This window comes from Pandoraea terrigena, assembly GCF_902459705.1.
In the GTDB taxonomy this organism is placed as follows: domain Bacteria; phylum Pseudomonadota; class Gammaproteobacteria; order Burkholderiales; family Burkholderiaceae; genus Pandoraea; species Pandoraea terrigena.
The window spans coordinates 127,416-144,845 of record NZ_CABPRU010000001.1; the positions used below are offsets into that span (position 1 = coordinate 127,416).

Annotated in this window: 14 protein-coding genes; 9 read left to right on the plus strand and 5 right to left on the minus strand. The window is 63.2% G+C overall.

Going from position 1 to position 17,430, the window contains the following annotated elements; genetic code table 11:
• Nucleotides 1–100: 100 nt before the first annotated feature.
• Complete coding sequence (gene acnB, locus PTE31013_RS00550; RefSeq protein WP_150610897.1) at nucleotides 101–2,686, minus strand: bifunctional aconitate hydratase 2/2-methylisocitrate dehydratase; 2,586 nt, start codon at nucleotides 2,684–2,686, stop codon at nucleotides 101–103.
• 302 nt (nucleotides 2,687–2,988) lie between these two features.
• Between acnB and PTE31013_RS00555 the strand changes: the two genes are divergently transcribed.
• Nucleotides 2,989–4,326, plus strand: a complete 1,338-nt coding sequence (locus PTE31013_RS00555; protein WP_150610898.1) for a DEAD/DEAH box helicase — start codon at nucleotides 2,989–2,991, stop codon at nucleotides 4,324–4,326.
• 71 nt (nucleotides 4,327–4,397) lie between these two features.
• Here the strand turns inward: PTE31013_RS00555 and PTE31013_RS00560 are convergent, their stop codons facing one another.
• The 4 genes from PTE31013_RS00560 to PTE31013_RS00575 all read right to left on the minus strand — a co-directional run bounded on the left by PTE31013_RS00560 (nucleotide 4,398) and on the right by PTE31013_RS00575 (nucleotide 8,130).
• Entirely contained in the window at nucleotides 4,398–5,048 is a 651-nt protein-coding gene (locus PTE31013_RS00560; protein WP_150610899.1) for a Crp/Fnr family transcriptional regulator, read from the minus strand.
• 24 nt (nucleotides 5,049–5,072) lie between these two features.
• A complete protein-coding gene (locus PTE31013_RS00565) occupies nucleotides 5,073–5,621 on the minus strand; it encodes an aspartate carbamoyltransferase (RefSeq protein WP_150610900.1) in 549 nt (182 codons plus the stop codon).
• A 221-nt stretch (nucleotides 5,622–5,842) separates the two neighbouring features.
• Nucleotides 5,843–6,841: a methyltransferase gene (locus PTE31013_RS00570; protein WP_150610901.1), complete on the minus strand. Its 999-nt coding sequence runs from the start codon at nucleotides 6,839–6,841 to the stop codon at nucleotides 5,843–5,845.
• Between the two features lie 380 nt (nucleotides 6,842–7,221).
• On the minus strand, nucleotides 7,222–8,130 hold the full coding sequence (locus tag PTE31013_RS00575) for a LysR family transcriptional regulator (RefSeq protein WP_150610902.1): 909 nt from the start codon (nucleotides 8,128–8,130) through the stop codon (nucleotides 7,222–7,224).
• Nucleotides 8,131–8,274: 144 nt separating this feature from the next.
• Here PTE31013_RS00575 and PTE31013_RS00580 point away from each other — a divergent pair, with 144 nt between their 5' ends.
• From PTE31013_RS00580 to PTE31013_RS00615, 8 genes are all read left to right on the plus strand, one after another.
• Nucleotides 8,275–9,225, plus strand: coding sequence for a hydroxymethylglutaryl-CoA lyase (locus PTE31013_RS00580; RefSeq protein ID WP_150610903.1), 951 nt, complete (start codon nucleotides 8,275–8,277; stop codon nucleotides 9,223–9,225).
• A gap of 11 nt (nucleotides 9,226–9,236) precedes the next feature.
• Nucleotides 9,237–10,388 (plus strand): CaiB/BaiF CoA transferase family protein, encoded by a 1,152-nt coding sequence (locus PTE31013_RS00585; protein WP_150610904.1) that lies wholly within the window; start codon nucleotides 9,237–9,239, stop codon nucleotides 10,386–10,388.
• A 109-nt stretch (nucleotides 10,389–10,497) separates the two neighbouring features.
• Nucleotides 10,498–11,937, plus strand: a complete 1,440-nt coding sequence (locus PTE31013_RS00590) for an MFS transporter (protein ID WP_150610905.1) — start codon at nucleotides 10,498–10,500, stop codon at nucleotides 11,935–11,937.
• A gap of 142 nt (nucleotides 11,938–12,079) precedes the next feature.
• The gene (locus PTE31013_RS00595; protein ID WP_150611543.1) at nucleotides 12,080–14,458 is read left to right on the plus strand and encodes a plasma-membrane proton-efflux P-type ATPase; all 2,379 of its coding nucleotides are present in this window, start codon (nucleotides 12,080–12,082) and stop codon (nucleotides 14,456–14,458) included.
• A 177-nt stretch (nucleotides 14,459–14,635) separates the two neighbouring features.
• The gene (locus PTE31013_RS00600) at nucleotides 14,636–15,046 is read left to right on the plus strand and encodes a DUF4148 domain-containing protein (protein ID WP_150610906.1); all 411 of its coding nucleotides are present in this window, start codon (nucleotides 14,636–14,638) and stop codon (nucleotides 15,044–15,046) included.
• 165 nt (nucleotides 15,047–15,211) lie between these two features.
• Nucleotides 15,212–15,772, plus strand: coding sequence for a cytochrome b (locus PTE31013_RS00605; protein WP_150610907.1), 561 nt, complete (start codon nucleotides 15,212–15,214; stop codon nucleotides 15,770–15,772).
• A gap of 269 nt (nucleotides 15,773–16,041) precedes the next feature.
• Nucleotides 16,042–16,638 (plus strand): undecaprenyl-diphosphatase, encoded by a 597-nt coding sequence (locus PTE31013_RS00610; RefSeq protein ID WP_150610908.1) that lies wholly within the window; start codon nucleotides 16,042–16,044, stop codon nucleotides 16,636–16,638.
• A gap of 23 nt (nucleotides 16,639–16,661) precedes the next feature.
• On the plus strand, nucleotides 16,662–17,420 hold the full coding sequence (locus PTE31013_RS00615) for a COG4705 family protein (RefSeq protein WP_150610909.1): 759 nt from the start codon (nucleotides 16,662–16,664) through the stop codon (nucleotides 17,418–17,420).
• Nucleotides 17,421–17,430 lie beyond the last annotated feature (10 nt).

Genomic DNA, 17,430 nt, shown 5'->3' on the forward strand with positions numbered 1-17,430 from the left:
TGAAATAAAAAATGGCGCCGCGACCTTTCGGTTCGCGGCGCCATTGCGCAGTGGTTCCCGCATTACGGCACAAGCAACGTGCCGTAATGCATCAGCACCGTTACATCTGCACCGTGTCGGCAACTTCCTTGAAGTCTTCGATCTGATCGAAGTTCATGTACTTGTAGATCTTGTCGCCGTCGGTGGCGAGCACGCCCATGTCGGCCATGTACTCTTCCTTGCTCGGGATCTTGCCCAGACGCGAGCAGATCGCCGCCAGTTCCGCCGAGCCGAGATACACGTTCGTGTTCTTGCCCAGACGGTTCGGGAAGTTGCGGGTCGACGTCGACATGACCGTTGCGCCTTCGCGCACTTGTGCCTGGTTACCCATGCACAGCGAACAACCCGGCATTTCCGTACGCGCACCCGCCGTACCGAACACGCCGTAGTGACCTTCTTCGGTCAACTGCTTCTGGTCCATCTTCGTCGGCGGCGCGACCCACAGCTTGACCGGAATGTCGCGCTTGCCTTCGAGCAGCTTGGACGCCGCACGGAAGTGACCAATGTTGGTCATGCACGAACCGATGAACACTTCGTCGATCTTCGCACCGGCCACGTCCGACAGCGTCTTCACATCGTCCGGATCGTTCGGGCAGGCCACGATCGGCTCGTGGATGTCGGCCAGATCGATCTCGATGACCGCGGCGTACTCGGCGTCGGCATCCGGCGAGAGCAGTTGCGGATCGGCCAGCCACTGTTCCATGGCTTCGATGCGGCGTTGCAGGCTGCGCGGGTCCTGGTAGCCCTGCGCAATCATCCACTTCAGCAGCGTGACGTTGCTGTTGAGGTACTCGATGATCGGTTCCTTGTTCAGGTGCACCGTGCAACCGGCGGCCGAACGCTCGGCAGAGGCATCCGAGAGTTCGAACGCTTGCTCGACCTTCAGATCGGGCAGGCCTTCGATTTCAAGGACGCGCCCGGAGAAGATGTTCTTCTTGCCCTGCTTGGCCACCGTCAGCATGCCTTGCTTGATGGCGTACAGCGGAATCGCGTTGACGAGATCGCGCAGCGTGACGCCCGGCTGCATCTTGCCCTTGAAGCGCACCAGCACCGATTCCGGCATGTCCAGCGGCATCGTGCCGGTGGCGGCGGCGAACGCCACCAGTCCCGAACCTGCCGGGAAGCTGATGCCGATCGGGAAGCGCGTGTGCGAATCGCCGCCCGTACCGACGGTGTCGGGCAGCAGCATGCGGTTGAGCCACGAGTGAATCACGCCGTCGCCCGGACGCAGCGCAATGCCGCCGCGCGTGCTGATGAAGTTCGGCAGGGTCTGGTGCGTCTTCACGTCCACCGGCTTCGGATACGCCGCGGTGTGGCAGAACGACTGCATGACGAGATCGGCCGAGAAGCCGAGGCATGCCAGATCCTTGAGTTCGTCACGGGTCATCGGGCCGGTGGTGTCCTGCGAGCCGACCGAAGTCATCTTCGGTTCGCAATACGTGCCCGGACGGATACCCTGACCTTCAGGCAGGCCGCAGGCGCGTCCGACCATCTTTTGCGCCAGCGAGAAGCCGCGACCGTTGTCGACCGGTTGCTGCGGCAGACGGAACAGGGTCGACGCGGGCAGGCCCAGCGCTTCACGCGCCTTGGCCGTGAGGCCGCGGCCGATGATCAGCGGAATACGGCCACCAGCGCGCACTTCGTCGAAGAGCACGTCGGACTTGACCTGGAATTCGGCGATCACTTCGCCGTTCTTGAGGGCCTTGCCCTCGTACGGGCGCAGTTCGACCACATCGCCCATTTCCATCTTCGACACGTCCAGCTCGATCGGCAGTGCGCCGGCGTCTTCCATCGTGTTGTAGAAGATCGGGGCGATCTTGCTGCCCAGGCACACGCCGCCGAAGCGCTTGTTCGGGATGAAGGGGATGTCTTCGCCCGTGAACCACAGCACCGAGTTGGTGGCCGACTTGCGCGAAGAGCCGGTGCCGACCACGTCACCCACATACGCGACGAGATGGCCCTTTTCCTTGAGCGATTCGATGAACTTGATAGGGCCGCGCTTGCCGTCTTCTTCCGGGGTAATGCCGGGGCGTGCGTTCTTGAGCATCGCCAGCGCGTGCATCGGAATATCCGGGCGGGTGGTGGCGTCCGGTGCCGGCGACAGGTCGTCGGTGTTGGTTTCGCCCGTTACCTTGAAGACCGTAATGGTCAGGCTCTGCGGCACTTCCGGACGGCTGGTGAACCATTCGGCGTCGGCCCAGCTTTGCAGCACGGCGCGGGCGTTGGCATTGCCCTTGTCGGCCAGTTCCTTGACGTCATGGAACTGATCGAACATCAGGAGGGTTTTCTTGAGGGCGTCGGCGGCGACGGTGCCAACCTCGGCGTCGGACAGCAGCTCGATGAGCGGCTGGATGTTGTAGCCGCCCAGCATGGTGCCGAGCAGTTCGGTGGCACGGGCACGCGAGATGAGCGTGCACGCCGTCTCACCCTTGGCAACGGCGGCGAGGAAACCGGCCTTCACGCGCGCGGCTTCGTCCACCCCGGCCGGAACACGGTTCGTGATGAGGTCGAGCAGGGTTTGCGCTTCACCCGCCGGCGGATTGGTCAGCAGCTCGACCAGTTCAGCGGTCTGCTGTGCCGTCAGCGGCAGGGGCGGAATACCAAGCGCGGCGCGGGCGGCCACGTGAACACGATAGTTTTCGAGCATGAGAAGACCTGCTGATTCTGCGTTTCGGGGGGAGGGGTTCAGCCCTCCGAGGCTTTTTCCAAGACTGCGTTTGCCGTGATTTTAGTCCTTATGTCCAATAAGATCAAACGTCTTATGTCTTATGTCTTATATAAGACTTGGCGGTGTTGCGTGATTGAGCGATTCAATTGCGGCCTTGGCGCGGCGTCCGGCTTCGCTATCTTTTTTCAGCGGCGATCAACGTTGATTCCTTGGCGCTTTGATCTGCGCGATGCAATCAGTGCGGTAACCGCTAGAATTACGGTTTTAGCCCGGATACGTCCATGTCTTTTGCCTCGCTTGGCCTGATCGATCCGTTGCTGCGTAATGTGCAGGACCTCAATTACCAGACACCTACGCCGGTGCAGGCCAAGGCGATTCCGGCGGTGCTCAGTGGCAAGGACGTCATGGCCGCGGCACAGACCGGCACGGGCAAAACGGCGGGTTTTGCGCTACCGCTGTTGCAACGGCTGGTGCAGCACGGCCCGGCGGTGTCGAGCAACCGGGCGCGTGTTCTGGTGCTGGTGCCTACGCGTGAACTGGCTGAACAAGTGCTGCAAAGCTTTATTGCTTACGGTAAAGGCCTGGACTTGCGATTTCTGGCCGCCTACGGCGGCGTGAGCCTCAACCCGCAGATGATGAAGCTGCGCAAAGGCGTGGATGTGCTCGTCGCCACGCCGGGCCGTTTGCTGGATCTCAATCGCCAGAACGCAGTGCAGTTTGACCAAGTCGAAACGCTGGTCCTGGATGAAGCCGACCGCATGCTGGATCTGGGCTTTGCGCGCGAACTCAACGCCGTCTTTGCTGCCTTGCCCGCCCAGCGCCAGACCCTGCTGTTCTCCGCCACGTTTACCGATGACATCCGCGCCATGGCGGCGAGCCTTCTGCGCGGTCCGGTCGATATCAGCGTCAGCCCGCCCAATACCACGGCAAGCAGGATCAAGCAGTGGGTGGTGCCGGTGGATAAAAAGAACAAGCCCGACCTCTTCATGCACCTTTTGGCTGAGAACCACTGGGAGCACGCGCTGGTATTCGTCAAAACGCGCAAAGGCGTGGATTACCTGGCGGCCGTGCTGGATGAAGCGGGTTATGCGGTCGACACCATCCACGGCGACAAACCGCAACCCGCGCGCCTGCGCGCGCTGGAGCGATTCAAGACGGGCGAAGTCCATATGCTGGTTGCCACCGATGTGGCAGCGCGCGGGCTGGATATCGAGGACCTGCCGCTGGTGATCAACGTTGATCTACCGATCGTCGCGCAAGACTATGTGCACCGTATTGGCCGTACCGGCCGCGCGGGCGCCAGCGGCGTGGCGGTGTCCCTCGTGTGTGCTGACGAAGCGCCCCAATTGGCGGCGATTGAAGCGCTGATCGGGCAAACGCTGCCCCGTGAAGAAGCGCCGGGTTTTGAGGCCGAACATCGCGTGCCGCAAACCAGCGCGACGGGCCAGATCATCAAGAAGCCCAAAAAACCAAAGAAGCCCAAGGTGCCGCGGGCGGCGTCGAGCGCCATGCCGGTGCCCAGCAAAAAGCCGCGTGGCAAGCCCGCCGGCATGTCAGTTGGGGGCTCGCGCAAGCCATCTGCCAAACGCACGGGTGGCCGTGGCAAACGCCAGTCCTGATCGGTGAGGATGCGTAACGGGAGCCCTGGAACAGGCGGGAGGTTTGTAGCACGCTGGCAGGCAGCGGTCGCTTATTTCGTCGAGACCACGTTCGGACGCAAGACCTCCCGAATCTCGACCCCGTCGCGGACAATCGTTCCGTCGTGTTCCAGTTGCGCCAGCGTGCGATACAGGGTTTCATGGGCGATCCCGAGCGTGGCGGCCCATTGCATGAGCGTTCCGGGCGGCTTGAACCGTCCGTGATCGTCGCACTCCAGCCGCAGACAATGCAACACACGCTCGCGCGGCGAGCGAAGTGTCAGGCGTTCCGCCCGGGCACGGCTGCGCACGAGTTGCCGCGATAGCAGCCGTATCCAGTCGATCGCAAACCGCGAGTCGCGTTGTAAACACGCCAGCAAAGTCTTCGCAGGAAACGCCAGCAATGCGCTCGTGCTCCCGCTAAATGCATCGCAGTGATAGTGGGCGTTGAAAAGGCTCGCTTCGGCCAGGAAGTCTCCAGGCCCAGCAGTCTGCAACGTGATGGATTCGCCGTTCGCTTCGTCGCGTCGTAACAGCACCTGCCCCGTCTGAATCTGATACACCGACTCGACGCGCTGTCCTCGCTTGAACACGTAAGTGTTCGCCTCGTACCGACACAACCGGGCCGATTCGCGCAGCGCGTCCGGCCACGTCGGCGGGCACCATTCCGGTCCGGTAGCGAGGGCATCGGAGAGATCGGTCATGAGTCCCCCGGCCGTATGCGTGACTTACTTCGCCGTTGAAGCATCCATCGCATGATGGTGAATCATGCCGGGATCGTGTCCCGCCATGGCATCGTGTCCATGATCGGACAACTGCGCGTCGAACCATTTGTGCAGCGCGTCGACAAGACGTGGCCCGTTCGCCCGATAGACGATCTCACCGCCATTACGCAGGTCGCGATAGCTGACCTTGAGTTCGCCCGGCTGCGCCGCTCGCAACGCCGACAGGCCTGGCATGTCGCTGCCGTGAATGGTCTCCGGCGCGCCGAAATCCCCCGCTGCGAAGTTTCGGGCAATGACGGTCATGTGCTCGCGGATCAGCGCGACCTGCTTCGGGTCGTGGCGCTTCGTGACGACCTGCTGAACGCCACCCGTGGCCGTCTTCGTGAAGATGTGGGTCGTGGCGGCCAGGGAGAACGGCATCACCTCGGCCCCGTGTTGCGCCACCGCCGTCTGGCGCGCGGTCACGTCTGCGAAGGCGGCCGATGAGAAAACGACCGCCCCGAGCATAACGGCGGTCGTGGCCCGGGCGAACGATACTGAAGGGCGTTTCATGGATAACTCCAATCGAAAGAGCACTCGAAGTCTACCGTCGACATGCCACTCTGGATATGACTGAAATCATACGCCGCATCTTGCGGCTCGACCCGGCAATTGCAGTACAGGGCCCGTGAAAGGTCGGCTCGCCGTCACGATGGCGCGCGGGCTCGCGCCACCAGAGGCTCCACCATTCTCTGCGCTTCTCTTGGCGCCAGTATGGACAGGAAATCGGCCGATTACTCGAAGACGACGAGGCTCTCGGGCGATGGTGGGAGGGGGGCGACACCGATCTTTGAAAAGCCCGCTTCGCGGCCCATCTCCTCGAATTCACGCGCGGTGTATGCATCGCCTTGCGGCGTCGAGCCGAGCATCATGAAGGAGAAGGCTGCGGCGAAGGGCGGCGACACGCGATCGTCGTCGGGAACGAATTCCACCGCGAGCGCTCGCCCTCCGGCGCGGAGGCTCTTGCGTACTTTCGAGAGCAGTCCGACGCAGGTGGGCGGATCGAAGTGGTGCAGGAAATTCGAGATCAGGACGAGATCGAAGTCCGTTCCCCATTCGACGTCAAACGCACTGCCCGCAATCGTCTGATAGCGCGCGCTTACGCCGGCCATCGCAGCGTTCTCCGTCGCCACCGCCAATACCGCTTGCCAGTCGGTTGCCACGACTTCCGCCGCAGGAAAGGCGCGAGCGATCGCAATGCCAAATATCCCGTGCCCGGCGGCAATGTCGAGCACGCGCTTCGGTGCTTCCGGCCATGTGCCAACCTGCTGACTCACGGCCTGCGCGGTTGGCGCCACAAACGGCACCATGGCGCGCGCGAATTTCACCCAGACGGGGTTGTCGGGGGACATGTTGCCAAGCCCGACGGAGCCTCCGTTTCGAACGAACGCAACCGGATCCTCGAGCCACAGCGCCGTCATCTCGGGTGCCGCAAGAAAATCGGAGACACGTCCCATCCAAGTCGGAGAGGAAGTCGTAAGGAACGCAGAAGTCGAGGGTGTCAATCGATAGCGCCCCGTCTGCTTCTGTAGAAGCCCCAGTACGGTCAGGTAATCGCACAGAATGCGCACACCCCGTTCGGAGGCCTGCACGCGCTTCGCGATAGGCTCGAGTTCACCCTTTTCACTCTCGATCGCGGTGAACAGATCGAGCGCGACGGCGGCTTTTACCGCAGCGGTTTTCTGATATCCGAGTAGGGCATCGACGAAGGCTTGGGGAGAAATGTCATCCATGACCAAAGTCCTTTCGTGAAATATCGCGCGAGCTGACCGCAGACAGGCCGATCCCTGCCGTTTGGCGGCACACGTGTGCGGACATACGGAGGTCGGCGTTGCCCCCGAGAGCGCCCGATGAAGCCCATTTGAATGTTTCTTGGCGTCATATCACCGCTGCAAGCGGCGTTGGCGATGAGGCAGGGCGGTAACACCCCGCAGGATGACGGGCTGCCTGCTCCGAGATCCCGTTCGAGTATAGGTAATTCGCTACCATGTACTAACGCCTAAATTTCACGTGCATTGCCTCGTCAATGCCTGCGCTGGTCGAGTGAGTGGATAACCCGCTCCGACGCGAAACGTCCCGAATCCCGACCCCGTCGCGCGCCATCGTCCCGTCGTCACGATGGTGCGCGGGCACGCGCCACCAGGTGCTCTACCATTCGCTGTGCCGCAGGCGGTAACGCTTCAAAATCGCGATAGCAGATGATGAAGCGTCGGCGGGCCCAACTGTCGGTCAGCGGAATCGTCTTGATTTTCCTGCTCGATTGGTAAATCTCGCCGACTTCGGCGGGAATCACGCTGATACCCAGATTTGCGGCAACGACACGCAATGCCGCATCGAAGCTGGACACCACCGCGCGATAGCTCACGGTTCGCCCGACGTTCGCGGCGGCTCGCTGCAAAAGCGTATGCACCGCCGTCGCCGGGGGCATGCCGACGTGCTCGTAGTCCAGCGATTGGTGAAACGACAGCGAGCGGCGCCCAGCCAACGGGTGCGCGGGATGAACCGCCAAGGCCAAGGAATCCTCTCGATACGACACTGCCTGCAATCCGTCCAGCGCGACGTTGTCCCAACACACGCCCACGGAAGCCGCCCCTTCGCGAATGCGACGGACCAGATCGACCGATAGCCGCTCCTCGACATCCACGCGGATGTCCGCGTAGGCCGGGATCGACATGAAGTCGGAGATGTCGTCCAACAGCGACTCCGCAATCGCCGACGCGGACGCACACAAACTCACCCGCCCCTTCAATCCGCCCCCGAACGACGCCGCGTCGGACGCGATTCGCTCCATCGTGAACAACACGCTGCGTGCATTTTCCAGCACGGCCAGCCCGGCGGCCGTGGGGTGTACCCCGCGCCGCGTGCGGGTCAACAGTGTCACGCCGAGGTCCGACTCCATCTGCGCAATTCGCTTGCTGATCGCCGACGGCTCGATATGCGCCTCGCTTGCCGCCCGCCCAATGTTGTTGTGGTCGCATACGGCCACGAACAAGCGCAGGGTCTTCAAATCAATGTCGCGCATAACGCCTCCTGGGCTCGCCTCATTCTGACATTCCTGAATGGAATCTCCAGGCTGCCTTTTCTTCTCTTTATTTCCATTAGGGAATGACTAAAGTTAGCACAAAAGCCGGTTGGTCAGACCGGCACCGATAACTTTGGAGATGCCATGTCCCTGTATCCGTCGCGAGTCATGTTGCGAGAGGTTGGCATGCGCGACGGGCTGCAAAGCCTGTCCAGCGTACTGCCCACTGAACGCAAGATCGAGTGGATCGACGCCGCCTACGCCGCCGGTCTGCGCGAAATCGAGGTCGGCTCGTTCGTGCCCCCCGAGCGTCTGCCCCAACTCGCCGACACGCCTGCCCTCGTGGCCCACGCGCGCACCCTTCCCGGCTTGTCAGTGAGCGCGCTGGTGCCGAACCTGAAAGGCGCCGAACGTGCCCTGGCGTGCGGCGTCGACCGCCTGCTCGTCCCCCTTTCGGCGAGCCACGCGCACAGTCTCGCCAACCTGCGCAAAACGCCCGATGACGTCATCGCGGAGGTCGGACGCATTCGTGCCGCACGCGACGCCGCCGGCGTCAAAACGAAGATTGAAGGGGGCGTCGGCACGGCCTTCGGCTGCACGCTGCAGGGCGGCGTGCCGGAAGCCGAGGTGATGCGCTGCCTCGCTGCGTTGCTCGACGTCGGCGCGGACGACGTCAGCCTGGCGGATACGGTGGGTTACGCCGGCCCGGGCGCGGTGAGCCGTCTGTTCACGCAAGCCCGCGAACTGGCCGGTGAGCGTCTGTGGTGCGGCCACTTCCATGACACGCGAGGCTTGGCCCTGGCCAACGTGATCGCGGCACTCGGTACCGGCGTCGATCGCTTCGATACGTCCCTTGGCGGCATCGGCGGGTGTCCGCACGCGCCCGGCGCAAGCGGCAACGCGGCTACCGAAGACCTCGCCTTCATGCTGGACGACATGCAAATTGCGACGGGACTCGATATCGACGCGCTCCTCGCCCTCCGGGCACGCCTGACCATGTGGCTGCCTGACGAAACGTTTCACGGTGCGCTCGCTCGTGCGGGACTCCCTGAATTGACCGGCGCGGCGTGCAAGACGCCGCCGAGCGCTGCCTGAGGATTGACACGATGTCCCAAGAAAATCGCTTGCCGCTCGAAGGCGTGCGCGTCGTCGAGTTCACCCACATGGTGATGGGCCCGACCTGCGGGATGATTCTCGCGGACCTCGGGGCCGAGGTCATCAAGGTCGAGCCGCCCGGTGGCGACAAGACACGCAAGTTGCCCGGGTTGGGCATCGGATTCTTCCGCGCCTTCAATCGCAACAAGAAAAGCGTCGTCATCGATATCAATACGGACGAAGGCCGGGAGACGGCGGCCGACCTCATTGGCGAGTGCGACATCGTGATCGAGAACTTCCGCCCCGGATTGATGGCGGCGTGCGGTCTCGATTACACAACACTGTCTCGCCAACACCCGGGCCTCATCTACGTGTCGCACAAGGGCTTCTTGCCCGGGCCGTATGAGAAGCGTCTGGCGCTGGATGAAGTGGTGCAGATGATGGGCGGACTCTCATACATGACGGGTCCCGTGGGCCGCCCGCTCCGGGCCGGCACATCGGTCAACGACATCATGGGTGGCATGTTCGGCGCGATCGGCGTGCTGGCTGCCCTTCGAGAGCGCGACGCGACGGGCCGCGGCCAGGAGGTCCAAAGCGCACTCTTCGAGAACTGCGTTTTCCTCAGTTCGCAACACATGCAGCAGTACTCGATGACCGGCGAAGCGCCTCCGCCGATGCCTGCCCGCGTGTCCGCCTGGAGCGTCTACGACGTGTTCACGCTGGCCAACGACGAGCAACTTTTCATCGGCGCGGTCAGCGACAAGCAGTTCATCAAGCTCTGCGACGTGCTGGGCTGCCCTGAGTTTGCCGCCGAACCGCAATTTGCCACGAACGCCGAGCGCGTCGCCGTGAGACCGCTGCTGCTGGAACGGTTCGGCGCCGTGCTTCGACATCACGACATGCAAGTGCTGATGCCTCAACTCGAAGCGGCGGGCATCCCGTTCGCCCCGATCGTGCGTCCGGAACAGTTGCTCGACGATCCCCATCTTCGCGCCAGCGGCGGCATTGCGCCGATGGAGACCGACGACGGCACGGTCACCGATGTCGTGCTTCTGCCGATCATGTTGGGCGGGCGCCGTCCCGGCGTCAGGCAGGCGCTGGCAAAAGTCGGTGAACACACGCAGCAAATCCTTGGGCGTCTGACTCGCAAGGTCGCCGCCTGACGCAAGCGCACCGTCGCACCTCCGGCCAAGCCGGCCAGCGATACGCGCTTATACGATGTCGCGGCGCCATAACAAAACCCAGGCCGTGACGGACCCTCTGGAGACAAGCATGACAACTGGACTGACCGCGGGCGCACCGCCCGTTGCTGCGAATCACGTACCCGCTGACATTCACCCGGCCGCCGAAGTCGCGGCCCGAATGGACCGGCTGCCCGTCACGGGGTATCTCTGGAAGCTCGTCCTGCTGATTTCGTTGGGCGGCTTCTTTGAAATCTACGACCTGATCTTCACCGGGTACATTGCGCCCGGCATGGCGAAGAGCGGCCTGCTGAGCGCCACCACCCATTCACTGTTCGGATTTCACGGAATTGCGGGCTTCATTGCCGCAACGTTCGCCGGCTTGTTCGTCGGCACGTTTTGCTTCGGCGGGTTGCCGGACCGCTTCGGCCGCCGTGCCGTGTTCACCTATTCACTGCTGTGGTACTCGGCGTGCTCGGCCATCATGGCGCTGTCGAATTCTCCGGAGTCGCTGATCATCTGGCGCTTCATCGCCGGGATTGGCGTGGGTGTGGAAATCGTCACGATCGATAGTTACGTGACCGAATTGATGCCGCAACACATGCGCGGACGGGCGATGGCGTTCAACCAGATGGTCATGTTCGCCGCGGCACCGGTCGCCGCACTGCTGTCCTATTGGTTGGTGCCGACCACCCTGTTCGGACTCGACGGATGGCGTTGGGTGGTGCTCGTGGGTTCGGTGGGCGCCGTGCTGGTCTGGTTTGTGCGGCGCGCCGTGCCGGAAAGCCCGCGCTGGCTTGCCATGAATGACCGCGCCGACAAAGCCGACGCGATCGTCTCGCGCATGGAGCATGCCGTGACGCAGGAGACCGGTTCGCCGTTGCCGGCGCCGGCAGACGTCGTTCAACTGCCGCCGCAGCGCCGGGCGACATTCGCGGAGCTGCTTCAATCGCCCTATCGCTCGCGACTGTTCATGCTGATCGCTTTCAACTTCTGTCAGGCCATCGGGTACTACGGATTCGCCAACTGGGTGCCGACGCTGCTGATCGGCCAGGGCATTACCGTCACGAAGAGCCTGCTGTATTCCTTCATCATCGCGTTTGCGTTGCCGCTCGGACCGGCGCTGACGATCCTTTTCGCCGACAAAATCGAACGCAAGTGGCTCATCGTCGGCGCTGCGGCCGCCGTCGTGGTGTTCGGCCTCACGTTCGCCCACTTGACCAGCGTGCCTGGGCTCATCACGTGCGGCATCGTGATCAGCCTGTTCGGCCAGGTCATCTCTGTTTGCTACCACGCCTACCAGGCCGAGCTTTTCCCGACCGCGATCCGGTGTCGTGCCAACGGGATCGTGTATTCGGCCAGTCGGGCGGGCGCCATGCTTTCCGGCTTCCTCATCGCGGCATTGCTGCGCGACTTCGGTGTGCCCGGCGTCTTCGCCGGCATTACAGTCTGCATGCTGGTCGTCATGATCTCCATCGGGGCGTTCGGACCGAAGACCAACGGCGTACGTCTGGAAGCGCTGTCGCACTGACGTCCACTCCCACCATCGATGGCCTGGCAATAAGGCGTACGATTCGCATACGCCCCAATTGCACGATGAGGGCCGGGCGGGCCCATCGCGTTCGCGATGGGCTACCGAAGGGACAACGTCTATGCGTACGCCTTCCCAGGTCATGTCATCTGCCGTTCATTCCGAAGTCGGGGGCGCCCTGGCGCCCCCGCCCACCGATCATGCCACCGGGCTGACAGCCCACGAGGCGCAGGATCGCCTGCAACGATTCGGCGCCAACGTCATCGAAGATGTGCAGCTCCCCGCTTGGCGTCAGTTGGCCGGCAAGTTCTGGGGGCCGGTGCCGTGGATGCTGGAAGCGGTCATCGTGCTTCAGACAGGGCTCGGCAGACCTCAGGAGGCCGTCGTCATCCTGTTTCTGCTGACCTTCAATGCCGCGGTCGCGTTTGTCCAGGAGCGTCGCGCCAAGGACGCGCTGACGTTGCTGCGTCGCCAGTTGCAAGTGAGCGCGCGCGTGATGCGCGACGCGCACTGGATGCGGCTATCGGCCACGCAACTCGTGCCCGGGGATGTCGTGCACGTACGCGCCGGTGACATCGTGCCCGCCGACCTCATGCTGTTCGACGGCGCCGTGTCGCTCGATCAATCGGCGCTCACGGGCGAGTCGCTGCCCGTCGGCGCCGGTCCAGGGCAGGCGGCCTACACCGGGTCGGTCGTGCGACAGGGGGAAGGCAGCGGGGAGGTCACCGCCACTGGTGCGGGCACTTACTTTGGCCGGACAGCCGAACTGGTACGCACCTCGAATGCGCCGAGCCACATGCAGCGCACCATTTTCGCAATCGTCACACGCCTCGTCGCGTTCGACGCCGTGCTGATCGCCCTGGCGATTGTCTACGCGGTGACGCATGGACTTCCTCTGACAGAGACGGCGATCTTTGCGCTGCTGCTGCTTGTGGCGTCGGTGCCGGTCGCGTTGCCGGCCACCTATACGCTGGCCACCGCGATGGCGAGCGCAGCGCTGGCCAGGCAGGGCGTGCTGGTCACGAGATTGCCGGCGGTCGAAGAAGCGGCGGCGATGGACACACTGCTCTCCGACAAGACCGGCACGTTGACGAAGAACGCGTTGTCCGTGACGAAGGTCACGGCCTTCGACGGCCTGGATGACATCGCGGTGTTGCGCGCCGCCTCGCTCGCGAGCGATGATGCGTCGCAGGACCCCCTGGACCTTGCCATTCTCTCGGCCCATCGAGGTCATGCCGGTGCGCAAGCGCTCCCCGTGCGCAAAGCGTTCCGCCCCTTCGATCCCGCGACGCGCTTCAGCGAGGGGATCTATATCGTCGACGGCATCGAATGGTATGCGCTGAAAGGCGCGACCCGTGCCGTGCTTGCGCAGTGCACTGCGCCTTCGGTGCAATCCGATGCGATTGCCGATGCAGAACGGTTGCTGGAGGGCGCCGGCGCGCGCGTGCTGGCGGTCGCGCAAGGGGGCGCGGGCGCTGTCCGGCTGGTTGGCCTCGTTGCGCTGTCCGACCCACCCAGGGAGGATGCCCAGGATCTCATCGTCAAGCTGGGCAACCTTGGGGTGCGGGTGTGCATGGCCACGGGCGACGCGCTGGAAACGGCGAAGGCCATCGGACAACGGCTCGGCCTTGGGACGCGCGTATGCACCGCACACGCCGACGATCTGCGTCACCCCGAGCAGTGCGACATCTTTGCGCGCGTCTTGCCTGAAGAGAAGCACGCCATCGTTGCCGCGCTGCAAACGGCGGGGCATGTGACGGGCATGACGGGGGATGGCGTGAACGATGCGCCCGCATTGCGTCAGGCGGAACTCGGCATCGCCGTCGCCAGTGCGACCGACGTGGCCAAGGCGGCGGCGGGCGTCGTGCTCACCGATCCGGGTCTCGGGGGCGTATTGTCGGTGGTCGCGGCGGGACGGGAGGTGCATCGCCGCATGCTGACCTACATTCTCAACAAGGTCGTCAAGACGCTGGAGATTGTCGTGTTCCTGACGCTTGGGCTGTGGTTCACGCACGGCTTCGTGATCTCGTCGCCGCTGATCGTGTTGCTGCTGTTTGCGAACGACTTCGTCACGATGAGTATTGCCGCCGACAGGACGCTGCCCGCGAGCCGGCCGCAGCGCTGGCAGGTAGGACAACTCATCGGTGCGGCAGGCGTTCTGGCGGCCGTGTCGCTCGTGTTTTCGCTGTCGCTGTATGCGACGCTGCGCAGCCGGCTGGGTCTGGCCCCCGCACAGATGCAGACCCTCGTATTCCTGCTGCTGGTCTTTACAACGCAGGCCAACGTCTATGTGCTGCGCACCGACGGGCGGATTGGATCGCTGGCGCCCAGCCGGATCCTCGTCACGGCGAGCGTGAGCGCCGTGGCGATCGTCAGTGGCATGGCCGCGACCGGAACATTGATGGCGGCTGTCCCGGTGACGCTCATCGGCATGGTCCTGGGCGCCGTGGCCGCGTTCGCATTCGTTCTGGATGGGATCAAAGGCATTGTGTTCAGGCATAGCCGACTCATCGAGCGGTAGCGGTATCGCTCCCGCATCTGCGGCACAGCGCTCATTTCCACTCGACGATCGACTTATGGCCTACGCGCGATCGCGCTAAGGGTTCGCTAAGGCTGCGCGCCTACGATCAATGTGAAGGTTGCGCGATGGCAGAGGCATCGCCCCTTCACACCCATCGTTACCCTTAGGAGTTCGATCATGAAGACCTCATATGTTGCCGCACTCGTTGCCGTGGCGGGACTGCTCGGTGCAGTACAGATCAATGCTCAAGCGGCTGAAAGCCAATCCGTGATGTCCGGCGGCGCTCCGTCGCTTTCGCTCACACGTGCGCAGGTATATCGGCAACTCGTGAGCGCGGAAACGCGCGGCCTGATGCAACAGGGCGACACGGTCTATCCCGAGACCGCGATGAACCATCGTCCACAGATGCATGTCACGCGGCTCGCCGTCGAGCATAGCCTGCAACGCGCCGAGCAACACGGCTTGTTCACCCAGTCCCGGAATGCCTATCCCGTGGTTCATCTGACGGCCCGCACGCACGCGGCGGTGGCGCCGGCGATGCAGGTCGCGAGCGAGTCGTCGATCGAGCGTCAGTATGCGCATCCGTAATCGTCAAGCGCCCGCAGGTCGTTCGATACCGACGATTCGGTCACGAAATGTGCGTTTGCTAAGTCTTCGCTAAGTGTCGCGCCCCAGAATTCCGATCCATGGGGCACGGCGCTTGGCGACCGTGTCAGCCGGATTACGTTTTGAATCAGTGGCGAAGAGGCTCCGATGAAACCAACCATTACCCGTTACGATGCGGCATCCCGCTATCTGCACTGGCTTACTGCGGCCCTTTTGGCTGCGCAATTCGTTGTCGCGTTGACAATGCCCGATATCACGCGCAACACGCCCGCCATCGGACTTGTCGCGTGGCATCTCTCGCTTGGCGTCACGATTCTTGGACTCACCGCCATCCGGCTGGTGTGGGCACGTTATCGCAGCACCCCGGCGAAAGGCATGAAGTCCATCTTCCACACGTTCGCCGCCATTGCGCACAAAGGCCTGTATGCGCTGTTGGTGCTGGTTCCCGTCCTGGGCTGGATCAACGCATCGGCACGGGGCTATGGATTGAAATTGCTCGGGTTGGTGCCGCTGCCCGCGCTGTCGACACAGGGATCGTCGTTCGGTCACGCAATGGGCGATGTGCACTCGTTGCTCGCCTATGTGCTGCTTGGCGCGATCGGGCTGCACATCTGTGCCGCGCTCTACCATCACTGGGTACTGCGCGACGGCACCTTGCACAAGATGCTCCCCGTGCAGAACCAGCCGGAACCCAGCACGAGCCGCTAATGGCTTGTCTGTCGCGCGACAGCGTCCACGCCGTCGCGCGGCACGAGTGCACCCGGCAAATACGATCGCCCGCCCGCCTTTCCCGGTGGCTGCGGGCGAATGCTTTTTCCGGCACGCGCTGGCCTTCAAGCGCCGCAGCCATCACCGCCCCCAAGACCGCTCAGGTAACGACGGATTCTAATGCGTGGCTAAGTGTGCAGGCATAGGCTTCGTTCTACGCAAATTCCCGCGTCATTTTCGTAGCAGGCTCATTTCAAGGAGGACGCCGCATGGAGCGCCTGAACGACACGTTGTTTCTTATGCTCAATGCGTCGGCATTACCCACGCCCCCGGTATTCGGTATGGCGGTTTTCTTTGCGCAGTATTTGATTCTGACGGTGCCCGTGGCGATGGGGCTGTTGTGGCTGCGCGCCGACGAGGCGCAGCGCCGGTCGCTGATTGCCGCCGCCATGGCCGGCGCCATCGGGCTCGCGGTCAATCAGGCGATCGGCTGGGTGTGGCAACATCCGCGCCCGTTCGTCGTTGGCATCGGACATACCTATCTCGCACACGCCGCCGACAGTTCGTTTCCGAGTGATCACCTCACGCTGATCTGGTCGGTCGCGTGCGCCCTCATGCTGGACAACCGAACCCGAACGGCGGGCGTTGCCGCCGCACTGCTCGGCCTCCCCGTGGCGTGGGCGCGTATTTTCCTCGGCGTGCACTATCCGATGGATATGGCAGGTTCGGTCATCGTCGCGGGCATCTCCGTGTGGCTGGTGACGCGCCATATGCGATGGCTGCTCACGCCCGTCTGTCACGTGGCCCTGCTGATTCACCGAAAGCTGTTCGCGCACTGGATCGACCTGGGATGGGTCAAGGCGTGATACTTCAAAGGACAACACGCACCATGAACGAAAACGTGCAGAAAACGCTAAGCAAGGTTCCCGAAGTCACGCTCCTCTTCTGGGTGATCAAGATCGCCGCCACGACGTTGGGCGAGACCGGGGGCGATGCCGTCTCGATGTCGATGAACCTTGGCTACCTTGTCGGCACCGCGATCTTTGCGGTGGTGTTTGCCATTGCCGTCTCGGCACAGATTCGCGCCAAGGCATTTTCGCCCGCGTTGTATTGGGTAACGATCATTGCCACGACGACCGTCGGCACCACGCTCGCGGACTTCGCCGATCGGTCGCTTGGCATTGGCTATGCCGGGGGCTCCTCGATCTTGCTCGCCTTGTTGCTCGGCTCGCTCTGGCTCTGGTACCGGACGATGGGCTCCGTGTCCGTGCATTCGATCCACTCGCCCAGGGCCGAAGCGTTTTATTGGGTTACGATCATGTTTTCCCAGACGCTGGGCACCGCCTTGGGTGACTGGACGGCCGATACGGCGGGGCTCGGCTATACGGGCGCGGCCGTGGTGTTCGGGGCGCTCCTGCTGATTCTCGTCGGGGCGTATTTGTGGACCCGGACGTCGCGCACGTTCCTGTTCTGGGCGGCGTTCATCCTGACGCGTCCGCTGGGTGCCGTTGTCGGCGATTTCCTGGACAAGCCGATCAGCGCGGGCGGGCTTGCCCTGAGCCGGTATTCGGCATCGTTTGCCTTGCTGGCCTTTATCCTGACGAGTCTGCTCTTGTTCCGGCAGCGTGCCGCGGCGAAAGCGCATTGACCCGTTGCTC